The organism is Chryseobacterium sp. MEBOG07, assembly GCF_021869745.1.
GTDB lineage: Bacteria > Bacteroidota > Bacteroidia > Flavobacteriales > Weeksellaceae > Chryseobacterium > Chryseobacterium viscerum.
This window is the reverse complement of the sequence record NZ_CP084579.1, coordinates 994,567-1,016,356: the sequence shown is the minus strand read 5'-3', so window position 1 is coordinate 1,016,356 and position 21,790 is coordinate 994,567. Positions and strand designations below refer to the sequence as shown.

Annotated in this window: 22 protein-coding genes; 15 read left to right on the top strand and 7 right to left on the bottom strand. The window is 36.4% G+C overall.

What is annotated here, in order from left to right:
• Positions 1-30: 30 nt before the first annotated feature.
• A complete protein-coding gene (locus tag LF886_RS04675; protein ID WP_236852923.1) occupies positions 31-2,115 on the bottom strand; it encodes a TonB-dependent receptor domain-containing protein in 2,085 nt (694 codons plus the stop codon).
• A gap of 165 nt (positions 2,116-2,280) precedes the next feature.
• Here LF886_RS04675 and LF886_RS04670 point away from each other — a divergent pair, with 165 nt between their 5' ends.
• Positions 2,281-3,033: a DUF3575 domain-containing protein gene (locus LF886_RS04670; protein WP_236852922.1), complete on the top strand. Its 753-nt coding sequence runs from the start codon at positions 2,281-2,283 to the stop codon at positions 3,031-3,033.
• Positions 3,034-3,143: 110 nt separating this feature from the next.
• The gene (locus LF886_RS04665) at positions 3,144-4,436 is read left to right on the top strand and encodes an MFS transporter (protein WP_236852921.1); all 1,293 of its coding nucleotides are present in this window, start codon (positions 3,144-3,146) and stop codon (positions 4,434-4,436) included.
• Between the two features lie 60 nt (positions 4,437-4,496).
• On the opposite strand, the gene LF886_RS04660 is transcribed toward LF886_RS04665, so the two are convergent.
• The gene (locus tag LF886_RS04660) at positions 4,497-4,712 is read right to left on the bottom strand and encodes a hypothetical protein (protein WP_034696179.1); all 216 of its coding nucleotides are present in this window, start codon (positions 4,710-4,712) and stop codon (positions 4,497-4,499) included.
• Positions 4,713-4,931: 219 nt separating this feature from the next.
• Between LF886_RS04660 and LF886_RS04655 the strand changes: the two genes are divergently transcribed.
• The 6 genes from LF886_RS04655 (at position 4,932) to LF886_RS04630 (ending at position 10,165) form a co-directional block, all read left to right on the top strand.
• Positions 4,932-5,606, top strand: coding sequence for a DUF4919 domain-containing protein (locus tag LF886_RS04655; protein WP_236852920.1), 675 nt, complete (start codon positions 4,932-4,934; stop codon positions 5,604-5,606).
• A 203-nt stretch (positions 5,607-5,809) separates the two neighbouring features.
• A complete protein-coding gene (locus LF886_RS04650; protein ID WP_236852919.1) occupies positions 5,810-6,661 on the top strand; it encodes an alpha/beta fold hydrolase in 852 nt (283 codons plus the stop codon).
• Positions 6,661-7,131 (top strand): RNA polymerase sigma factor, encoded by a 471-nt coding sequence (locus tag LF886_RS04645; protein ID WP_152290252.1) that lies wholly within the window; start codon positions 6,661-6,663, stop codon positions 7,129-7,131. The genes LF886_RS04650 and LF886_RS04645 overlap by 1 nt, the downstream gene beginning before the upstream one ends.
• Complete coding sequence (locus tag LF886_RS04640; RefSeq protein WP_236852918.1) at positions 7,121-7,714, top strand: hypothetical protein; 594 nt, start codon at positions 7,121-7,123, stop codon at positions 7,712-7,714. The genes LF886_RS04645 and LF886_RS04640 overlap by 11 nt, the downstream gene beginning before the upstream one ends.
• A complete protein-coding gene (locus LF886_RS04635; RefSeq protein WP_236852917.1) occupies positions 7,711-8,325 on the top strand; it encodes a class I SAM-dependent methyltransferase in 615 nt (204 codons plus the stop codon). The genes LF886_RS04640 and LF886_RS04635 overlap by 4 nt, the downstream gene beginning before the upstream one ends.
• Positions 8,326-8,383: 58 nt before the next feature.
• On the top strand, positions 8,384-10,165 hold the full coding sequence (locus LF886_RS04630) for a M43 family zinc metalloprotease (RefSeq protein ID WP_236852916.1): 1,782 nt from the start codon (positions 8,384-8,386) through the stop codon (positions 10,163-10,165).
• Positions 10,166-10,471: 306 nt separating this feature from the next.
• Here the strand turns inward: LF886_RS04630 and LF886_RS04625 are convergent, their stop codons facing one another.
• The 3 genes from LF886_RS04625 to truA form a co-directional block, all read right to left on the bottom strand.
• On the bottom strand, positions 10,472-12,229 hold the full coding sequence (locus tag LF886_RS04625) for an ABC transporter ATP-binding protein (RefSeq protein ID WP_236852915.1): 1,758 nt from the start codon (positions 12,227-12,229) through the stop codon (positions 10,472-10,474).
• A 288-nt stretch (positions 12,230-12,517) separates the two neighbouring features.
• Entirely contained in the window at positions 12,518-12,859 is a 342-nt protein-coding gene (locus LF886_RS04620; RefSeq protein ID WP_103231912.1) for a hypothetical protein, read from the bottom strand.
• A gap of 28 nt (positions 12,860-12,887) precedes the next feature.
• Entirely contained in the window at positions 12,888-13,640 is a 753-nt protein-coding gene (gene truA, locus LF886_RS04615; RefSeq protein ID WP_236852914.1) for a tRNA pseudouridine(38-40) synthase TruA, read from the bottom strand.
• Positions 13,641-13,728: 88 nt separating this feature from the next.
• Between truA and lpxK the strand changes: the two genes are divergently transcribed.
• From lpxK to LF886_RS04585, 6 genes are all read left to right on the top strand, one after another.
• Positions 13,729-14,754, top strand: coding sequence for a tetraacyldisaccharide 4'-kinase (lpxK, locus tag LF886_RS04610; RefSeq protein WP_236852913.1), 1,026 nt, complete (start codon positions 13,729-13,731; stop codon positions 14,752-14,754).
• A complete protein-coding gene (locus LF886_RS04605) occupies positions 14,738-15,553 on the top strand; it encodes a purine-nucleoside phosphorylase (protein ID WP_236852912.1) in 816 nt (271 codons plus the stop codon). Before lpxK ends, LF886_RS04605 begins: the two co-directional genes overlap by 17 nt.
• Positions 15,554-15,758: 205 nt before the next feature.
• Positions 15,759-16,274, top strand: a complete 516-nt coding sequence (locus LF886_RS04600; RefSeq protein WP_236852911.1) for a TlpA family protein disulfide reductase — start codon at positions 15,759-15,761, stop codon at positions 16,272-16,274.
• 88 nt (positions 16,275-16,362) lie between these two features.
• The gene (locus LF886_RS04595) at positions 16,363-16,815 is read left to right on the top strand and encodes a GNAT family N-acetyltransferase (protein WP_236854288.1); all 453 of its coding nucleotides are present in this window, start codon (positions 16,363-16,365) and stop codon (positions 16,813-16,815) included.
• A 185-nt stretch (positions 16,816-17,000) separates the two neighbouring features.
• Positions 17,001-18,098, top strand: a complete 1,098-nt coding sequence (gene dinB / locus LF886_RS04590) for a DNA polymerase IV (RefSeq protein WP_236852910.1) — start codon at positions 17,001-17,003, stop codon at positions 18,096-18,098.
• Positions 18,099-18,142: 44 nt separating this feature from the next.
• On the top strand, positions 18,143-19,615 hold the full coding sequence (locus LF886_RS04585) for an alpha-amylase (protein ID WP_236852909.1): 1,473 nt from the start codon (positions 18,143-18,145) through the stop codon (positions 19,613-19,615).
• Positions 19,616-19,708: 93 nt separating this feature from the next.
• On the opposite strand, the gene LF886_RS04580 is transcribed toward LF886_RS04585, so the two are convergent.
• Entirely contained in the window at positions 19,709-19,876 is a 168-nt protein-coding gene (locus LF886_RS04580; RefSeq protein WP_236852908.1) for a hypothetical protein, read from the bottom strand.
• Between the two features lie 468 nt (positions 19,877-20,344).
• Positions 20,345-21,247, bottom strand: a complete 903-nt coding sequence (locus LF886_RS04575) for a helix-turn-helix domain-containing protein (protein WP_109739072.1) — start codon at positions 21,245-21,247, stop codon at positions 20,345-20,347.
• 131 nt (positions 21,248-21,378) lie between these two features.
• Between LF886_RS04575 and LF886_RS04570 the strand changes: the two genes are divergently transcribed.
• The gene (locus tag LF886_RS04570; protein ID WP_236852907.1) at positions 21,379-21,789 is read left to right on the top strand and encodes a cupin domain-containing protein; all 411 of its coding nucleotides are present in this window, start codon (positions 21,379-21,381) and stop codon (positions 21,787-21,789) included.
• Position 21,790 lies beyond the last annotated feature (1 nt).

The following is a 21,790-nucleotide window of genomic DNA, read 5'->3' as shown; positions in this document are numbered from 1 at the left end:
GGGATTTCTTATTAACATTCAAAATTGTTTCTAAAAAGTAGCTGCAGGAGCAGTTTCGTTATTAAGCTTTCGCTGGATCTCTGTCTTTTTACCTTTTGAGAAATCATAACTTAGCCCTAGCACAAACATTGATTTATTATTCATAATCTGGGTATGAACTTTATAGTCTACTAAACTTTCCGGCAAACTTTTCGTTTTATATTCCGATGGCATTCCTATCCAGTACATTCCTGTGGAAAATGTCCAGTTTTTGTGTTTATAGCTGATAAAAATATTATTCTGATTCTCGTTGGTATTAAGAAAAGCCCCACTAAGATTATACACGGGAATATTGAACTGGTATTGAACAGAAAACGATTTATATTCTGAGGAAAGTGAAAAATAATTTCCTAAATAATCATTTTTAATCAAAGCCCCTTTACTTGTCCTCACGGTTTCAGAAGTCGGTGTAATAACTGCTTTTATGACAAGCAGGCTATTCCCGAAAGGTTTATAAGACCCCGTTAGCTGTACTCCATATCGCTGTCCATTTTTTCCGTTTTCATACGTCAGCGCGTAGCCTCCCAATATATCATCTTGGACATAATATTGATTGATCACCCTGTTGGTATACCGGTAAAACAAGCCTGCATTAAAATCAAAATATTTATTATTAAAAGAATATGTCAGGTTATTAGAAAAGACCTGCTGGGATTCTAAAAAAGGATTTCCTCTTTGAACAATATTCGGTGCCAGCTGCGCAACGTTGCTACTCAAAGCATTACTCCATGGGCTTACAGGATTATAACTTGCGGTAAAACGAAGATTCTGATTTCCTTTAATCTGATACGCCAGAATAACCTTTGGAGTAAAGGTCCATTCATCAAAAGTATTCTCTGCACTTTTGTTGTGAATATTCGTAAGCCCTGCTCCAATACGATAACTGAATTTATCTACTTTTCCTGCAAACTCAGTGTACAAATACTGCTCCAGATAGGTAACATTGTATTGAGAATATCCGGCAAGATTATTCAGATCATTGGAAATAGACGATCTTGAAATACGATATCCGGATGAAAGTTTTCCCGCTTTGAAATCATGGGTATGAGCCAGCTCTCCCACCAGACTCGTCTGTTTTGCTTTCAGAACCATATCATTGTCATATACTGAAAGTCCTGACCCAACCACCCATTCTTTGGCTGTTTCCGATGTATTGGTTGTATAATGAGATCCTACCACATTAATGCTCAGCTCATCTTTTTCACCCATCTTTTTAGAATAATAAAGATCCAGCTTGGGAATCACATAATCTGAATTATTATTTTTAAACATCGCGTGTTCTTCTTTCAGATTATCCTCTGTAAAGACACTCTGCCCTACTCCTTTTGAAAATCTGCTGAAAATATCCATATTCAGTTTTGCCTGAAAGGCATAATCATCAGGAACAAGCCTGGTATAACGCAAGGCAACATTCTGGAATGTATATCCAAAATGATCGGTTCTATTTTCATCAGAGCGATAATGGTTTCCGTTCAGCTGATAATCATAGACACTATTTACTCTTCTGTCATTATAATCTCTCAGGTTCAGGGAATATTCAAGTCCGAAGTTATTTTTTCCTTTGGTATAATTGGCGTAGGCAGAACCATTCACGAATCCTGTATTGGGAGCAGTAGAAATATCAGCTCCGAAAACATACCCCGTTTCCGTAGATCTTGTCAGAATATTGACCACAGTATCTGCCCGTGTTGCCCATCTTGCAGGCGGAATATCATAATATTCTACCTTGACAACCTCACTTGGAGCAACACTTCGGATCTGCATGTCTGTAGCTTCAATTCCGTTGATAAGAAATAGTGTAGTTCCTCCCTTAGTACTGGTAATTGTATTGGCTACAGGATCCAACTGTAATTCTGGAAGTGTACGAAGCAGATCTTTTGCATAGCGTGCTCTTTCCAGGGCTTCTTTATCAAAAGTATAAACGGCTTTATCGGCAAACTGTTTTTTACGTTGTGATTTCAAAATAACTTCCTGAATTTCTTTGGTTGCTGAAGCATCAGCCGTATCATTTTTTTTCTCCTGGGAAAAAATAAAAGTTCCGCAAAGAAAGAATATGGTATAAATAGTTTTTTTCATGTCTGAAGATGAATTATACTATTAGGACAATTGATCACCGATGTATATTACATTTACAATCATAACCTAATAAAATTATCAATAAATTTTCTTTAAATTCTAATTATTATGTTAAATTCAGCCCGTTTTTTGCTGGTATTTTTTTACATCACAAAATATAGAGTCATGAAAAAAGCGTTCATATTAATTCCGTGCTTCCTGTTTTCTGCGTTGGAAGCTCAGGAAATTGAAAACAGTTCGGCAGAAAAGATGAATATCGTCAAGACCAATGTCACGGCTTATGCATTCAGAAACATTAATCTGTCTTATGAGCGTGCCATCAACCAATGGTTTTCAGTGAACATCGGTTTTGGAACAATGCCGGAAGGAAAAGTGCCTTTCATCAATGCCTTTCTTAAAGATGAAGACGAGAAAAGATTCCAGAATCTTAGAGTAAAAGCTACGAATTTCACCATAGAACCAAGGTTTTACATTGGAAAAGGTTATGGAAAAGGATTTTATTTTGCACCGTATTACAGATATTCAAGTGTTACTTCCAATACTTTTGATTTTTATTATGATTACAATGGTCCTAATGCAATTACCTATCAAATCCCGCTTAAAGGTCAGGGAGACACGAAAGGAAACAGCGGAGGATTAATGGTCGGAGTTCAGTTCTTTCTGACCAGAAGTCAGAATCTTGTACTGGATTTCTGGATCGCGGGAGCTCACTATGGAAGCGGAAAAGGTGACTTTACTATGACCTCCGATTACATATTGACTCCTGATATGCAGGCTCAGCTTAAAAAAGAAATTGAAAACCTGGATATTCCGTTTGTAAAGTATTCGGTAGAAACCAATGCCAATGGAGCTAAAATAAAAGTGGACGGACCGTGGGCTGGTTTCAGAAGCGGGCTTTCTATAGGATATAGATTTTAAAATATACAACCCCATCATACTCAAACCGTTCTTTTTCAGAGCGGTTTATTTTTTCATGAAATTTGTATCTTGGATGCCGTTATTAGAAAACTTGACTGAAAATAATATCTATGAACCCAACCTCTATTACCACCGCTCAAAGAATCAAAGCCATCATAGGCGGATCTATCGGAAATCTTGTCGAATGGTATGACTGGTATGCGTATGCAGCCTTCGCCATTTATTTTTCACATTCTTTTTTCCCGGATTCTGACCTTAATGCACAACTGATGAATACCGCAGGAATATTCGCTGTAGGTTTTCTTATGCGTCCTATAGGCGGATGGTTGTTCGGGAGTATTGCAGATAAGGTGGGACGAAAAAAAGCGATGACCCTTTCAGTATTGCTTATGTCTTTCGGATCGCTGCTTATTGCGCTTACCCCAACTTATCAATCAATCGGTATTCTGGCTCCCTTATTACTTTTGCTTGCAAGATTGCTTCAGGGATTGAGTGTAGGTGGAGAATATGGTGTTTCGGCAACGTACCTCAGCGAAATGGCTACACAGGAGAGAAGAGGGTTTTATTCAAGTTTTCAATATGTCACTCTGATTGGCGGACAGCTTATCGCTTTGGGAATTCAGCTTATTTTACAAAAATTATTATTGACTGAAGCTCAACTGGAAGATTGGGGATGGAGAATTCCTTTTGTGATTGGGGCTATGCTTTCTATCATTGCACTGTACCTTCGGGCTAATCTTCATGAAACGGAAGCTTTTGAGAATAAAAAAGAGGTGAGTGAAAAGAAAAAAGGAACTGTAAAGGAACTCATGAAACACCCGAAAGCCTTGCTTACCGTTATAGGATTAACCTTAGGAGGAACACTGGCATTTTATACCTATACAACTTACATGCAGAAATTCCTGGTGAATACCGTACATCTTACGAAGGAAGAATCTACCTTGGTCTCTTTTATTTCATTATTTATATTTGCCTGTCTCCAGCCCGTATTTGGAGCATTGTCTGACAGGATCGGAAGAAGACCTCTTCTTTTAGGCTTTGGTATCCTGGGAACTTTATGTACTGTTCCGCTTCTTACAGCGCTTAGTACAACCACCTCAATGTGGGGTGCATTTTTCCTGATTATGGCCGCTTTAATTATTGTAAGCGGATACACTTCTATCAACGCTGTAGTAAAGGCAGAACTTTTCCCTTCCGAAATCAGGGCACTTGGTGTAGGATTGCCTTATGCAGTTACAGTAGCTGTATTTGGGGGAACAGCAGAATATATCGCTCTTTGGTTTAAAAAGATTGGTTCCGAAGAATATTTTTACTGGTACATTACCGGATGTATTCTTTTTTCTCTGGTGGTATATATCGGAATGAAAGATACCAGAAAGACCTCAACACTGGATAAAGATTAATATTTTATACCCTTATAAAAAACATGCGCCACAGAGGATCTGTGGCGCATGTTCTATTTTTTAATGATAGGCTTGCTTAAATTTTTCAATCATACTGTCCAGATTATGACGCTGAACATATATACTTTTTACCTCCTCATACCTCGGCGATTTGTAGAAAACCTCATGGAAATCCATACTACCGTTTCCTACTTTTACAACTTTCTGTACTTCGATATTCAACTTTCTCAATTCGTCTTTAAAGACTTTAAATTCATCTTGTATACTACTACTCATTAATATTTTTTGGTTTTTTAATTAAAAATTACATTTACCCCTCTCAATGTTAGGGGTAACCTCTCAAATTCCGAATAAAGTTAGTAAATTTATCAACACAAAATAACACTTTGATAATATTTTATTGTATTTTTTAAAAATTATCAGATGATATTATCCAATTGATACATATTTTGTATTTTTAACTCTACGAAAAATTGTAACAACGCTATACAATCCATGAATAACAAAGCATTCTTCTTATTATTCTTTTTAATACAGCTTGGCTTTTTACAAGCCCAGAAGCTGGAATTCAAAGCACCGGATTATGCTTTAATTCAAAAAAATATTGAGAATAAAAACTCAGAATTCTATTATCCGAAACTTTTACAAAGTTTAAAAAAGAATGATACGCTTCTTACAAGCAATCAATACTGTCATCTTTACTTCGGCTATACCTTTCAAAAAGAATATAAACCTTATAAAATAGGGAAGAAAGCGGAAGAAGTAGCCAAATATTATCGTGGCGAAGGGATTTCACAAAAAGATCTTTCGAAAGGCATCCAGCTGTTTCTGGATGCTTTGGATGAAAACCCACTGGATCTGCGTGCCATGAATTATCTCGCCTATTTGTACCATTTGAATAATGATGATGATACTGCCAAAAAAATTGCAGGAAACTTCCACGGGTTATTAGGAACAATTCTTACTTCCGGTGATGGTTTGACATGTGAAACAGGTTTTCATATCATTTCCGTTACTGATGAATATGTACTTTTGAACAGATTTCAAATGGAAACCAAAGCACAAAGCCACAATGGAAAATGTGATTATCAGGAATTCGAAAAAGGCAAATATAAAATCCCGGGGTTTTATTTTGATATCAGCAGATTCTATGGAAGAATATTAGATTAATAGTCCTGTGTTTTTTATACCATTTCATCTATTACAAATAACACCTATCAATTTTTATAAAAATAAATTTTATATGATTTCGCCCTAATGATAAGGGTTTCGGAGAAGGGAAAATATTTTTTTTCAAAAAAAATAAATTTTTGTGTAACATTTTTTAACGGTTCGTCTCTAAAAGACAAATAAACCTTAAAACTTTAGAAATCATGAAAAAATTCACATTCCTTCTTATCATCATGTTATTTTTTTTAGCAGTATGCAATATATTCGGACAGGAAACAGCATATCCGTTTGAAGTAAAGAAAACCGGAAAAGGAACCCAGTCCTTACTATTTATTCCGGGGTTTGCTTCCTCAGGAGACGTATGGAACGAAACGACTGCAAAGTTTGAAAAAGATTTCACTTGTTACACCTTAACAATGGCCGGATTTGCACGAACAAAACCACAAGCAGATGCCAGTTTTAAAGATTGGGAAAAAGCAATTGCTACTTATATAAAGACTCATAAAATTGATAAACCTATTATCATCGGACACAGCATGGGAGGAGGCCTTGCTCTGGCAATTGCAGCAGACTATCCGGAGTTTGTAGGTAAGATCGTCATTGTAGATACTCTTCCTTGTCTGGCAGCATTATCTGATCCTAATTTTACTTCTAAGGAAAACAACGACTGTACCTCCACCATCGAGAAATTAACAGCGATGAATGATGAACAGTTTCGTAAAATGCAGACCCAGACTATCCCACGCCTATTGGCTGATCCTTCTATGCAGGAAACAGTGATCGGTTGGAGTATGAAATCAGACCGTAAAACATTTGCCAAAATGTACTGTGATTTTTCCAATACCGATCTCAGAGAAAAAATAAAAAATGTACAGTGTCCTTCGCTTATTCTTTTGGAGTCATTTTTCGTAAATTTAAAACCTTCAATTGAAGAGCAATATAAAAACCTGAAAAACACCAATATGCAGTATGCTTCAAAAGGTTTACATTTCATTATGTATGATGATAAAGATTGGTATTTTAATCAGCTTACTCACTTTTTATCTGCGAAATAATGGTTTTTGAAGAGATATACGAACTCTACTGGCAAAGGATATTCCGTCTATGCATGGGATATGTGAATGATACTGACCTCGCTCAGGATCTTGCTCAGGAAACATTTATCATTGTGTGGCAGCAGCTCCCGAAATTCAGGAATGAATCCAGTGTAGGAACATGGATCTTCAGAATTGCTTCTAATAACTGTCTCCGGCAGATTGAAAAGGAAAAGAAATTTACCAAAACTGATTTACCCATCAACCTGGAAGAGAAAAAGCAGGAATCCATAGAACCTCAGATACAATTGCTGTATCAATTTATCTCAGAATTGCCTGAAACGGACAGAATCATCATTTCATTGGAACTGGAAGAGGTAAAGCAGGCTGAAATAGCCCACATTGTTGGACTTTCAGAATCTAATATCCGGGTAAAAATTCACAGGATAAAAGAAAAATTAACGCAAAAGTTTAAAGAAAATGGCTACTAATATAGATTTCAAAAATATATGGAAGCAGCAGACTTCCAGCAAACCCAATCTGGAAGAGCTTCTCGGAAAGCTGAAAAAATTCAGAAACCAAAATCTACGCAGATTGGTCTTTGCCAACATTGGATTAATCACAACTTCACTCTTAATTATCTTTATCTGGTATCTCTATCAGCCTCAAATGATTACCACAAAGATCGGTATCGTACTGGTTATTCTGGCCATGGTTATGTTCCTGTTTGCCTATAACAAAATGTTTATGGTGTTTTACAAAATTGACCAGACACAATCCAATAATGAATATCTCCAAAGCTTATATGTGGTAAAAAGCAAGCAGAAGTTTATGCAGACAACCATACTCAACTTGTATTTCATCATGTTGTTTCTGGGAATTTGCTTTTATATGCATGAATACACTTCAAGAATGACCTTTAGTTCAGGTATTCTGGCGTATGCGGTTACGTTGGCCTGGATCGCTTTCAACTGGTTTTATCTGAGACCGAGAACCATAAAGAAACAAGAAGGTAAACTTAACGAATTAATCAATAAATTTGAAGAGATCAATAATCAATTAAAAGACTCATGAGTTCTTCTGACGACAAAAACCACTGGGAAAACGTATACGAAACCAAAAATCCGGATCAGGTAAGCTGGACGCAGAAAAAACCTCAAACCTCACTTGACTTTATCATGTCATCAGGATTGGGAAAAGAAGCCCGCATCATCGATATTGGTGGCGGAGACAGCAATCTTGTTGATTTTCTCCTTGAAGAAGGCTATGAAAATATCACGGTCCTTGACATCTCTGCCAAAGCTTTGGAAAAAGCACAGGAAAGACTGGGAGATGCAGCCACTAAAGTAAAATGGATCACCACAGATATTACCGCATTTGAACCTACGGAAACCTATGACATCTGGCATGACAGAGCAGCATTTCATTTTCTGACAAGTCCGGAACAGGTTTCAAAATATATTGATATTGCAGAGAAGAATGTGAATACCTTTATGATCCTCGGAACTTTTTCTAAAAACGGTCCCACCAAATGCAGCGGATTGGATATTCAGCAGTATGATGAAGAGTCATTATCCGGAAAATTTGAAAGAAGTTTTGACAAGATAAAATGTATGACTGAAGATCATATGACTCCTTTTGGCACCGCTCAGAATTTTGTTTTCTGTAGTTTTAAAAAGCGTTAATTAATTGTATGTATTTTTTATTTATTTTTAGACTCACAACTCTTAAATGAAAAATACTATGAAAAAATTATTATTTCTGCTTATTTCAGGAGCATTCTGCTCTCATTTTTATTCACAAAGTTTGGAATTTCAGGAATGCGGAACCGATGAATTAATGAAAAAACATTATGAAAGGTATCCGGAGGAAAAAGCACAGGATGATGCTTTCAACCTGAAATTATCAAAAATGATCAAAAGCGGAAAGCTCGCTTCAAAACTCAACAACCAGGTGTATGAAATTCCTGTTGTTGTACATGTTGTAGGAGATGGAAGCGCTGTAGGTACTACCAATAATAAGTCTGATGCCGATATCATTGCTTGGGTAAATTATACCAATGGGGTTTTTGCCGGCAACTCTACCAGTGGAATGTCCGGAACAAGTGCCATTCTTCCTGTTAAATTTGTTTTCGCAACCAAAGATCCCAGCTGTAATGCGACTAATGGAATCAACAGAATCAATGCTTCTACACTACCCAAATATGTAAGCGGAGGGGTAAATAACGATAATACCACCAATGCTGTAACAGCTTCTGAGATTACCGCAATGGGAATGTGGGATACTTCAAAATATTACAATATCTATGTTGTTAAAAAACTAACATCCAACTCCGGAGGTCTGAATGGTTTTGCCTATTACCCTGGAGGAAGCAATGACTATGCTTTTATGGCTACAAGTGCTTCTGCCGTGAATGCTCAGACTTTAGCCCATGAATTCGGACATGCTTTAGGTCTCAGACATACGCATCAGGGATATAATGAAACGACAGGAGACTGCCCTGTAAACAACGACTGTACATTGGATGGAGATCTTGTTTGTGATACAGAGCCTATGAAAAGCCTTTACCACTCTACTGTTCCTCATACCTGCCAGACAGGACAGATTAACCCTTGTACCAGTCAGTTATACAGTGGAGGGGAGAGAAATGTGATGGCATATACGTACTGTTTCAGAAATTTATTTACTCAGGGGCAGACTGATAGAGCAACGGCACAGCTTTTACAGTACAGACTGTCATTAATCAATTCACAAGTAGCATCTACAACTACTATTAATAACAGTGCAACATTAACGAATGCCTGTACTCCTGCTTCAATCACGAATCCTGGGGGATACAATGTGGGGATTACTTCAGTAAAATTCGGCAGCATCAACAATTACTCCAGTAATTTTAAACAGGCTGCCAATAATTTTTATGAAAACTTTACCGGGACTTATTGCTCAGGCATCTCAAAAACCACTATTCCTCAAAACTCAGCTACAACCCTTACTGTAGCTCCGGGAACAAATAATCCTCACGTTATCAAAGCGTATATTGATTATAATAATGACGGTCAGTTTAGTGAATCTACAGAATTGGTTCTTAACCAAAGCGGGGTAAGTAACGGCTCTTTTGCAACTGCTCAGGTAATACCTCCAGCCAATGCAATTCTCAATACTCCTTTAAGGATGAGAGTGATTGGTGAATTCAATGGTACGGCTGTAACAGCCTGCTATACTCCAAAATACGGACAGGTGGAAGATTATTCTGTAATTATTGAGTCTCAGGGCTTATTAGCGGTAGAAAATGCAGGATTGAAAAATTCACCTTCTATTTTTAAAGATGAAAATTCTGTATCGGTAAGAAGTCATATGAAAATCGCTTCAGTGCATATTTATGATGCTTCAGGAAGGTTACTGATGAGAAAAACAGATGTCAAATCTTCAGAATTCAAATATCCTGTTGATCAGAAAAATCTGGTTATTACTGTAACAGCAGTTCTGGAAGACGGAAAAGTAATCACTAAAAAATTAAAATTCTAAAATCCATTCATAAAAACAGTCTCAACTTTATAAAACCACAAAAGTCACAAAAGCTAAATACTTTAGTGCATTGAAGTAAACTTAAAATGATGCCACAGAAAAGCTCACATAAGATGAAAATCAAAGATTTTTACAAAACTTAGGTGTACTTATGATGCATAAAGCTTGGTTCTAAAAAACTTAAGTGTTTAAAACTTTTGTGTCTTTTGTGGTTAAAATAATCAATGTAGCTTCATAAAAAAAAGAGAGTCATTAATGGCTCTCTTTTTTGTTTATCTAATTTCTCAGGAATGATTTCTTCCTGGATTATGATTCTTTTTCTTCCTCCACTTCTACTTCGTGACGCAGCTGAGCTTTGTACAGAGTAGAGTAATATCCGTTTTTATCAAGAAGCTCAAGGTGCTTGCCTTCTTCCACAATTTTCCCGTGCTCCATTACAATGATCTTATCCGCTTTTTCAATCGTAGAAAGTCTGTGGGCAATAATAATGGACGTTCTGTTTTTGGTAATTTTTTCCGTCGCTCTCTGAATCAGCTTTTCACTTTCATGGTCTATGGAAGACGTTGCTTCATCCAGAATTAAAATTTTAGGATCGGATAAATAAGCTCTCAGGAAAGACAGCAATTGTCTCTGACCTAAGGAAATGGATGAACCTCTTTCACTTACTACATAATCATATCCGCCTGGAAGCTGCTCGATAAACTGATCTACTTCAATTTCTCTGGCACCAGCTTTTATTTTATCAAGCGTTATGCTGTCATCCCCGAACGCAAGGTTTTCAAAAATACTTCCGTGGAAAAGGAAAACATCCTGCAATACCACTCCGATATGGCTTCTCAGATTATAAAGCTCATAGTCTTTTAAATCAATATCATCAATCAGAATATTCCCGGAATTGATATCATATAATCTTGTGATCAAACTGATAATAGTAGATTTTCCGGCACCTGTTGCACCTACAATCGCTACTGTTTCTCCCGGATTTACTTTAAAATCAATTCCTTTCAGAACTTCCTGTTTCTCATCATAAGCAAAATGCACTTTCTGGAATTCAATTTTTCCGGCAAAATGATCTTTCTTCACCGTTCCGTGGTTCGGCATTGAGTTTTCTTCATCCATTAATCCCAACACTCTTTCTGCTCCTACAATTCCTCTCTGGATATTATTGAAACGGTCTGCTATCTGCCTCAAAGGACGGATCAGCATTGAAATATACTGAATAAAGGCAATCACTACTCCGGCACTGATCGTAATATAACCTCCGTAGAAAAGGATAAATCCTATAAATAATGAAGAAATAAGCTCTACTACAGGAAAGAATAGTGAGAAAATAAATACCGTTCTCAACAACGCTTCTTTCAATGTAATATTGATATCATCAAATTTCTTAAACTCAGATTCCTGTCTGTTGAATACCTGAATAATTGACATTCCGGCAAGCCTTTCCTGAACAAAAGAGTTTTGATTGGACGTCCAGTTTCTTTCATCCCCAAAAGCTTTTTTAAGTCTTTTCTGAAAGAATCTTGTAATAAGCACCATTAAAGGTAGAATAGCCAGCGTAATATAACTCAGGTGAACATTGGTACTGAACATCATCACCAATACAAACAGAATTCTCAGAATATCTCCGAATACCATCAGGAAACCATCTGTATATACCGTCGCAATTGTTTCCACATCTCCTACAGCACGCGTTACCAGCTGCCCGATAGGTGTTTTATCAAAAAATGAGGTCTTGAAATAGATCAGCTTGGCATATAACCTCTCTCTTATATCCCTGATCACATTCTGCGAGATAAAATTTGAGAAATAAACCAAGAAAAAGTTTAAAATCGTTTCTGCAAATACCAAACCTACAAGGATATAGATATGTTTCATCATCAAAGCTTTATCCTGCAGCTTTGTAATATCGTTATCCACCACCTGCATGGTAAGATAAGGTCTATAAGTAGAAACTATTGAAAGGATGATGGAAATTATAAGAGTAAGAATGAACCATGAACGAAATTTCATTCCGATAAAGAACAGCCTTTTTATAATCTCCCAGGTATCTTGTTTTTTCATTGTACGAATCGAAAGAAAGAATTAAAATAAAATTCTATGCAAAAATAAGACTTTATAAATTGCCAGCCTTTACAACTTCAACAAATCGTCATAGAAAATTTCAGATACCTATGATTTACAATATGAATATATTAAGCATTCTTTTGTATCCAGCCCAAAACATATCCTGCTGCTGCTTCCCAATTTTTTTCTCCGCAAATGAAATGACTTCTGCCCGCAAACTCTTTAAAATCCACAATACTATTGGAATCTTAATTTCTGATCCTAAAAAGAGAAATGTTCCGGTTCTTACTGATCAATAGTTTTCCCTATTTCTTCAATTTCAATTGTTTTTGTTGGTCTTTCTCTTATAAATTTGTTTTCAAGAAGTTTATAAACTCCCCAAACTGCCACAATAGAGATTAACCAACTTAGGATGTTAATTCCTGAAAACCCTGTATAATTGACATTATCTAAAGATTCAGGATCTGTTGAAGCTAAATAAACACCATAGCTGAGTCCTAAAATAATCTGGGTTCCCAAATAAATACCTATTGCCAAAAGGCCATAGTGCCATTTTGTTTTCCCAAATCTTTCGGCTAATTGTGCATAATATCGGTAGGCACCGATAAGAATAAAAATTGATAACATGATTATTATTTTGTTTTTAGTTTTTTATTTAAAATTCATATCCCACATCCACCAGATACAATCCATGTCCAGGTGCTGAAGTTCCTGCTGCATTTCGGTTTTTATCTTCAATCACTTGACGAAGATCTTCCGGCTGTAGCTTTCCGGTTCCTATTTCTACCATGGTACCGACAATAGCACGAACCATATTTCTGAGAAAACGGTTAGCCGAAACGGTGAATTTCAGTTCTGTTCCATTTTGTTCCCATTCTGCTTTATACATTTTGCAGATATTGGTTTTGTTGTCAGTCTTTAATTTTGCAAAACTGGTAAAATCCTCATACTCAAAAAGAATTTTGCAGGCCTCATTCATTTTATCAATATCAAGAGTCCTTTTCCAGTGCTGCCAGGCAGATTCTTGTGTGAATGGATTTTTTTCCAGCGAGATATAATATTCATACGTTCTGTAAGTAGCATCAAAACGGGCGTGAAAGTCATCTTTTACCGGAAAAATCCTTTTGATGGATATATCAGGCGGCAGAAAACCATTCAGCCTGCGCGGAAACTGATCGTTCAATTCCTGCTCTGTATCAAAATGGGCAAATATTTTTTTGGCATGAACACCTGTATCTGTTCTGCCTGCCCCTGTCGTTTTAATCTCTTCCCTTAAAATCGTGGAAAGTGCTTTTTCCAGTTCTTCCTGTACAGAAATAGCATCCGGCTGTATCTGGTAGCCAAAATAATTCTTTCCGTTGTAAGAAAATTCTATAAAGTATCTCAATGTATTATAATAACTCCACAAAAATACTTTAATTTAATGAAATATTTATTGAAAAGTCTTTGAGAATATTGCTCAAAATGCCTGTGAAAATTCCTATTTTTGCAATCGTATGAAAAGATGGTACCTTTATCCTTTTTCCCTTGGTTATCATTTGGTAACGGGTATCCGGAACACGATGTATGATCTGGGAATTTTTAAGTCGACAAAATTCAAGACACCGATAATCAATGTCGGAAACCTTTCTGTGGGTGGAAGCGGGAAGTCACCCATGGTGATGTATCTTGCCCAGTATTTATCCAAACATTACAGAACAGGTGTACTTTCACGGGGTTATGGAAGACTGACCAAAGGTTATGAAGTAACCAATTACGAAAGCAATTACAAAGTAGTGGGTGATGAAGCCATGCAGCTTTTTGAACGTTTTAAAAATCGTTTTGTCATTGCCGTTTCAGAAGAACGTGTTCCCGGAGCTAAAAAAGTAATTGATGATATGGATCTTCAGGTTCTTGTACTGGATGATGCCATGCAGCATAGGGCTATTAAGGCTGGATTCAATATTTTGATGACTGATTTTAATGATCCTTTTTTTAAAGATTATGTACTTCCAGCAGGAGATCTCAGAGAATCAAGATCCGGCTACAAAAGAGCAGACATCATTATGGTCAGTAAATGTCCTGATGAGCTTACTGAGGAAACAAAAAGGTATTACATCTCAAGAATCAGACCTTCTTATGGGCAGAAAGTTTTCTTTTCATCCATTGGTTATGACGAAAATGTATACGGAAAAGATAAAATGCTTCCGGATAACAACCTGAATTATTATGATATTTTACTGATCACCGGAATCGCCAATCCTAAACCGCTTCTGGAACATCTTGCAAAATTTTCAAAAAGGGTAAAACATTTAAAATTCAGAGATCATCATAATTTCACCGATGAAGATATTAAAAAAATCGTTGCTGAGTATAAAAAATTGGGAGAATATAAACTGATATTAACCACAGAGAAAGATTATGTACGTCTGAAAACTTTTGACTATCTTAGAGATATTGTTTACTACTGGCCTATCAATGTACTTATTGATAAGAAAGAAGAATTCAATCAAATCATCTTAGACTATGTTAGAAAAAATTAAAGAGACTGCAGATTTTATTAAAAATATTATTCAGGAAACCCCTGATTTTGCAGTCGTTTTAGGATCCGGGCTGGGGAAACTACAGAATGAAATAGAACCGATCCATGTTTTAGAGTACAAAGAAATCCCCCATTTTCCACAAACCACAGTAGCCGGACATACCGGAAAGCTCATTTATGGACTTCTGGAAGGAAAAAAAGTCCTGATGATGAGCGGTCGTTTCCATTATTACGAAGGGCACTCAATGGAAACTGTGACTTTCCCTGTAAGAGTTTTTCATCTGCTGGGAATTCAAAATCTTATTCTTTCCAATGCCTGTGGCGGAGTGAATCCTGCTTACAGCGTTGCCGATATCGTTATTCTGAAAGACCACATCAACATGATGCCTGAGCATCCGCTTCGTGGAAAAAATATTGATGAGCTTGGACCTCGTTTTGTGGATATGAGCGAGCCTTACAACAAAAAAATGATTGCTACAGCAGAACAGGCTGCCGCTGACCATCATATTAAAATCCATCAGGGAGTTTATGTAGCATTACAGGGACCAACTTTTGAAACTCCTGCCGAATATGGTATGATCAAAGCCATTGGTGGTGATATGGTAGGAATGAGCACCGTTCCCGAAGTAATCGTTGCCAGACATATGGGAATGGATGTATTCTGTATTTCCGTGATCACAGACCTTGGCGGACCAGATGTAGCTTTTGCCGTTTCTCACGAAGAAGTTTTGAATGCAGCCAATAAAGCAATGCCCAATGTAATTGCTGTTGTAAAAGGTTTGATTAAAAACTATCAATAAAAATATTTCACAAATATTACAACCGAAGACACAACATTCCCCTCCCACGGAGGGGTGGCGAAAATTCAAAGAATTTTTGACGGGGTGGTTTACACATTCTCATATCCCATAGAATCCATCAATATTATAAATTTTTCCTAATTCAACAGAAATCAATCTCAGATTGCAATTCATTGTTTAGATTTGTACAAATGAAATTGTCGAGATGAAAAAGTTGATATTAATTTTTATGATGGGTATTTTTGGGATAAGCTATTCACAAAAAGTCCCGGCCACTCTTAAAACAGGATTTTCAAAGGAAGCACTACAACAGAAACTGGAAGATGAAGATGGAAAAGCCATTACCATTCAGCAGATTCTTGATCAGCATAAAGGAAAAGTTCTGGTTATCGATTTTTGGGCAGGATGGTGTAGAGATTGCTTAAATGCCCTTCCCAAAGCGAAGGAATTAGAAGAAAATAACAAGAATATTGATTTTGTATTTCTATCATTAGACCGTTCAAAAGAAGGGTTTGAAAAAAGTCTTGAAAGGTTCGATATGAAAAACAAAGAAAATTATTGGTTTGCTTCCGGTTGGAAAAATGATTTCAATAACTATGTAGATCTTAACTGGATCCCAAGATACATGGTAATTGATCAGAAATCATCTATTGCAAAATATTATGCAATATCACCTGAAGACCCTGAACTTCAGCAAACCATAAACAAACTTTTAAAATAACCGTCATTTATTTTAATCTGAAAAACATAAAAACTCATTGAAAATCATCAGATTTCAATGAGTTTTAAAATTTTATTTATTGAATACCATGATCACAAGAGAAGCTACAGAAAAGGATTTAGAAATTCTTTTAGAATTTGAACAGGGAGTCGTTACCGCAGAAAGACCTTTCAACAGTACACTTATTGAAGGAGAGATTCATTATTATGATTTAAAATCTCTGATACAGTCTCCGGATGCAACTGTAATCGTTGCTGAAGAAAATAACGAGATTATTGCATCAGGATATGCCCTTATCAAAAAATCGGAAAAATATTACAATCAATTTGAGAAGTATTCTTATCTGGGATTTATGTACGTAAAGCCGGAATACAGAGGAAAAGGAATCAATAAAGTGATTACTGATGAACTTATTTCCTGGTCAAAATCAAGAGGAATCAGTGAAATAAGACTGGATGTATATGCTCAAAATGAATCTGCCATAAAAGCTTATGAAAAAGCAGGTTTCGAGCCTCACCTTCTCACCATGAGACTGAAATAGTAAAAGGCTGGAAGCAGGAAGATCGAAGTAGTTTTAGTGCAATAAATAATCGGGTATTCTTTTAATTAATTTTCAATAAGTCGGGTTATAAATTTCTCTATCGACCACATTAACTTCAAGCCTCCAGCTTCAAACTTCCCTTCTATAAAAACTTACCGTAAATAAAGGAATCCATATCTTTGTATATGGATTTTTCTTTGCCTCTTCGTAAAATTATTCATGTAGATATGGATGCATTCTATGCTTCTGTGGAGCAGCATGATAATCCTACATTGAAAGGCAAGCCTATTGCGGTTGGAGGACAACATCGTGGCGTAGTTGCAGCAGCAAGCTATGAAGCCAGAAAATACGGAGTACGCTCTGCAATGCCCAGTAAGACAGCCAAAGAAAAATGTCCACATCTTATTTTTGTTCCTCCCCGATTTGCCAGATATAAAGAGATCTCCAAAAAGATCCGGGAAATTTTCTATGAATATACCGATCTGGTAGAACCCCTGTCACTGGATGAAGCTTATCTGGATGTTACCGAAAATAAAAAAGGGATGGAATCTGCCAACCTCATCGCCAAAGAAATCCGTCAGAAAATTTTTGAACAAACCGGGCTTACAGCTTCTGCAGGCATTTCGGTCAATAAGTTTTTGGCTAAAGTAGCTTCCGACATCAATAAACCGAATGGCCAGAAAACCATTCATCCCGATAAAATGGAGCATTTCCTTGAAGAATTGCCTGTAGAAAAATTTTATGGTGTTGGAAAAGTGACAGCTAACAAAATGTTTAGTTTAGGAATTTATAAAGGAAAAGATTTAAAAAAGAGATCACTTGAAGATCTGGTAAGGCTTTTCGGAAAGTCCGGCCAGCATTATTACAATGTGGTACGTGGGATTCATACTTCTGAGGTAAAACCTCATCGGATTCAGAAAAGTGTGGCTGTGGAAAGAACTTTCTTTGAAGATCTTCTGGATGAACAGCAGATTAACGAAAAACTGGAAAGTCTTGGAGAAGAACTTCACCAAAGATTACAAAAAAATAATATTCTCGGGAGATCTTTAACTTTAAAAATAAAGTATAAAGACTTTTCTCTTTTCACAAGAAGTATAACAAGGGAAGATTATTTCTCATCACCGGAACAATATTTCAGCACCGGAAAAAAACTTTGGGAACTCCGACCTTTTGACAAAGCAGTACGTTTGCTCGGATTGTCTCTCTCCCAACTGAATACGGAAGAAAAAAAACAGATTTCCGTTCAACTAAAAATCCCGTTTGAAGAATTCGAAAATGAATAGGTCATATTTTTTCGCTACCTTGTATGAACCAAATCAGCAAATTTATGAACCCAACCATGATTCAGTTTTTCCATTGGTATTCTGAAGGCGACGGAAAATTGTGGAAAGAAGCCGAAAAACAGGCCGGATACTTAGCAAAACTTGGAATTACTTCTGTATGGTTTCCTCCTGCCTATAAAGGCACCAATGGCGGTTATTCTATCGGATATGATGCCTACGACCTTTATGATCTTGGAGAGTTTGATCAAAAAGGAACCCTTCCTACCAAATACGGCACTAAAAACGATTATACAAAAGCAATTAAAGCCTTAAAGAAACAAAATATACAAGTCATTGTAGACATTGTACTGGGGCATAAAGCCGGTGGTGACGAACTGGAAAAATTCAAAGTCGTAAAAGTAGATGAAGAGAACAGGGAAAAAGTAATTTCCGATGTCATCGAAATAGAATCTTACACGAAATTTACCTTTCCCGGAAGAGGAAAAAAATATTCTGATTTTGAATGGAACTTCACCTGTTTCAGCGGCGTAGATTACGCTGAGGGTATGGATTCTCATATCTTCAAAATACAGTCAGAATACGGAAATGACTGGGAGGAAATGATAGATGACGAAAAAGGAAATTATGATTACCTGATGTATAATGATATTGAGCACCGGAATCCTTTTGTACGGGAAGAGCTCAATAATTGGGCAAAATGGTATTTTGACCAGACCGATTTTGACGGGGTAAGACTGGATGCTTTAAAACATATTTCTTTTGATTTTTATAAAGAATGGCTGACTCTGCTCCGTTCCAATTCCGGAAAAGATATTTTCGCTGTTGGAGAATACTGGGCTCCTGGATATCTTCATCTTCTTCAAAAATACATTGAGGTAACAGAAGGCTGTATGAGTCTTTTTGACAGTTCGTTACAGAATAATTTCCATACAGCTTCCAGAGAAGGAGATTCTTATGATCTCCGGAGAATTTTTGAAGAAACTCTTACTCAGGCAGATCCTATGCATTCTGTAAGTTTGGTGGCCAATCATGATACACAACCTTTACAAGATCTTGAAGCTCCTGTAGAACCATGGTTCAAACCAATTGCCTATGCACTTATTTTATTGAGAAAAGAGGGTTATCCGTGTATTTTTTATCCTGATCTCTATGGAGCTCATTATGTGGATAAAGATAGAGAAGGTAATGATCAGGAAATATTTATGCCCAAAGTAGACGGCATTGAAGAATTATTAAAAGCAAGGAAAGACCATGCCTATGGTGACCAGCAGGATTATTTTGAAGATGCCAACTGCCTTGGATGGGTACGGATGGGTGATGATGAACATAGCGGGTGTGCTGTTGTTCTAAGCAATAAAGATTCTTACAACAAGCCTATGGAAGTGGGAACACTATATGCTGGAAAAAAATTCAAAGATCTGTTGAAAAGATCCAAAGAGAAAGTAACCATTGATGAAAACGGATGGGGAGATTTCCCTGCTCCGGCAGGAAATGTGAGCGTTTGGATTCCTGAATAAGATTAATTTTTAAAATCTCTCTTTCAATGACCCTTGTCAAGGTTTAAAACCTTGACAAGGGAAAGACATTATATTGTATTAGAATACTCTATTTTAGCAATAGATATATTGACAGTTCCAAACATCTATCGCCCATTCACAGCATTGTCCTTCTTCATTGGAGGTACAACATACTTTACCCCAATTTAAATCTCCGGCTTTTAAACTCTTCAATTCCTGACGGTTCAATTTTCTTACTTTAACATCTTTGTTTGTTTTCATAATTACTATTTTTTATGGTTTAGTAATTAAATATACATTAAAAATAGCAATTATAAATACACATTCAATATCAAATACTTGATTTAGCATACATAATCAATAGATAAGTGTCAGAATATTGAAAGTATAGTAAACCACCCCGTCAAAAATTCTTTGAATTTTCGCCACCCCTCCGGAGGAGGGGAATGTTTACGTCTTCAGTTGGAATATTTGTTAAGATTAGAAATTTTCAATGGTGTTATCTGTGAAAAAATTAGTGCTATTAGTGTTGAAAAGGTAATCTAAACACAAATCTCACGAACAAGAGCACAAATATTCACTAATTACAATGGTGTTATTTGTGAAAAATTAGTGCTATTAGTGTTGAAAAGGTAATCTAAACACAAATCTCACGAACAAGAGCACAAATATTCACTAATTACAATGGTGTTATTCGTGAAAAAATTAGCGTTATTAGTGTTGAAAAAACTAGTTCAGCATTTTATATTCACTTGGAGAAATTCCTACTTTGGTTTTGAACAGCCTTGTAAAATGCTGTGGATATTTAAAGCCTAAATCATAAGAAATTTCGCTGATTGTTTTTGCCTGATCCAGAATTTGTTCTTTAGCAATATCAATAAGTTTGTTGTGGATAAATTCCTGAGCAGAAATTCCCAGTTCTTTTTTAATCAGGTCTCCGAAATAATTAGCAGACAGATTTAGTTTTTCTGCAAAGTAATTGACCATAGGGAAACCTATATTTTTTGGATTCTCAGATTTTAAATAATCATCTACGAGATTTTCAAATTTCCCGATAACTCCCTGGTTGATATGATCTCTTGTAATAAACTGACGGTCATAAAATCGCATGCAGTAATTCAGGAACAGTTCAATATTATTAACAATTAAAGATTTGCTGTGTTTATCAATAGCCTGTTCCAGCTCCAGTTTAATATTTTTAAAGCAATCCAGCACCACTTCTCTTTCTTTTTCGGAGAGATGAAGCGCTTCATGTACATCATAAGAGAAAAATGAATAGTCTTTGATGTTTTTTCCTAAGTTGGTTCCTTTTATTAAATCCGGATGAAAAATTAAGGCAAAACCTGCAGGCTGAACAAATCTGTCTTTATTATAAATTCCATAGGTCTGCCCGGGAGCAATAAAAACTAAAGTTCCTTCCTGATAATCGTAGCTGTGTTTTCCATACTGCATGTCTCCACACATTACATCTTTCAGAAAAACGGTATAAAACCCAAATGTTCTTTTATACTGGCAAATAGGATCGGATTTGGAAAAATCTATGATACTTACCAGCGGATGCAGGGTTTCATGATTCGCCATTTTATTATATTCCGAAACCGTATTATAGATTTCAACCTCCTGATTTTCCATGAAGTATATTTTTATTACTATTCAAAATTACCACTTTCATTTGTAATTGAAATAAGGTCTGTAAAATTGGTAAGTAATTCGGTAATCTGTATAAGTATGGTTTACGGGAAAGTTTCGACTTTTGTATCGTTATGGAAACTTTTAATACAACCATCTTTCCGAAAGGGGAAAAAGCTCCTTCGGATTATTTCTCCGGAGGAACAGCGTGGGTTCATATCCTTAAACCCAATGAAGACAACCTGAACTGTCAGATCGGAAATGTCTTGTTCGAACCGGGATGCAGAAATAACTGGCACTCTCATGGCGGTGGACAGATTTTAATCGTAACTTCAGGAACAGGATTCTATCAGGAAAAGGGGAAGTCTGCTCAGGTTTTACATGCTGGAGATATTGTCAACATTCTTCCAGATGTCATCCACTGGCATGGGGCTGCTCCGAACAGTGAGTTTACCCATATTGCCATCAATCCCAATACCCAAAACGGAATTGTGGAATGGCTGGAACCTGTAACAGACGAAGAATATAATAAATTATCAACCTAAA

Coding starts and splice junctions, on each gene's coding strand:
- LF886_RS04675 (WP_236852923.1), bottom strand. CDS start 2,115: ATGAAAAAAACTATTTATACCATATTCTTTCTTTGCGGAACTTTTATT.
- LF886_RS04670 (WP_236852922.1), top strand. CDS start 2,281: ATGAAAAAAGCGTTCATATTAATTCCGTGCTTCCTGTTTTCTGCGTTG.
- LF886_RS04665 (WP_236852921.1), top strand. CDS start 3,144: ATGAACCCAACCTCTATTACCACCGCTCAAAGAATCAAAGCCATCATA.
- LF886_RS04660 (WP_034696179.1), bottom strand. CDS start 4,712: ATGAGTAGTAGTATACAAGATGAATTTAAAGTCTTTAAAGACGAATTG.
- LF886_RS04655 (WP_236852920.1), top strand. CDS start 4,932: ATGAATAACAAAGCATTCTTCTTATTATTCTTTTTAATACAGCTTGGC.
- LF886_RS04650 (WP_236852919.1), top strand. CDS start 5,810: ATGAAAAAATTCACATTCCTTCTTATCATCATGTTATTTTTTTTAGCA.
- LF886_RS04645 (WP_152290252.1), top strand. CDS start 6,661: ATGGTTTTTGAAGAGATATACGAACTCTACTGGCAAAGGATATTCCGT.
- LF886_RS04640 (WP_236852918.1), top strand. CDS start 7,121: ATGGCTACTAATATAGATTTCAAAAATATATGGAAGCAGCAGACTTCC.
- LF886_RS04635 (WP_236852917.1), top strand. CDS start 7,711: ATGAGTTCTTCTGACGACAAAAACCACTGGGAAAACGTATACGAAACC.
- LF886_RS04630 (WP_236852916.1), top strand. CDS start 8,384: ATGAAAAAATTATTATTTCTGCTTATTTCAGGAGCATTCTGCTCTCAT.
- LF886_RS04625 (WP_236852915.1), bottom strand. CDS start 12,229: ATGAAAAAACAAGATACCTGGGAGATTATAAAAAGGCTGTTCTTTATC.
- LF886_RS04620 (WP_103231912.1), bottom strand. CDS start 12,859: ATGTTATCAATTTTTATTCTTATCGGTGCCTACCGATATTATGCACAA.
- lpxK (WP_236852913.1), top strand. CDS start 13,729: ATGAAAAGATGGTACCTTTATCCTTTTTCCCTTGGTTATCATTTGGTA.
- LF886_RS04605 (WP_236852912.1), top strand. CDS start 14,738: ATGTTAGAAAAAATTAAAGAGACTGCAGATTTTATTAAAAATATTATT.
- LF886_RS04600 (WP_236852911.1), top strand. CDS start 15,759: ATGAAAAAGTTGATATTAATTTTTATGATGGGTATTTTTGGGATAAGC.
- LF886_RS04595 (WP_236854288.1), top strand. CDS start 16,363: ATGATCACAAGAGAAGCTACAGAAAAGGATTTAGAAATTCTTTTAGAA.
- dinB (WP_236852910.1), top strand. CDS start 17,001: ATGGATTTTTCTTTGCCTCTTCGTAAAATTATTCATGTAGATATGGAT.
- LF886_RS04585 (WP_236852909.1), top strand. CDS start 18,143: ATGAACCCAACCATGATTCAGTTTTTCCATTGGTATTCTGAAGGCGAC.
- LF886_RS04580 (WP_236852908.1), bottom strand. CDS start 19,876: ATGAAAACAAACAAAGATGTTAAAGTAAGAAAATTGAACCGTCAGGAA.
- LF886_RS04575 (WP_109739072.1), bottom strand. CDS start 21,247: ATGGAAAATCAGGAGGTTGAAATCTATAATACGGTTTCGGAATATAAT.
- LF886_RS04570 (WP_236852907.1), top strand. CDS start 21,379: ATGGAAACTTTTAATACAACCATCTTTCCGAAAGGGGAAAAAGCTCCT.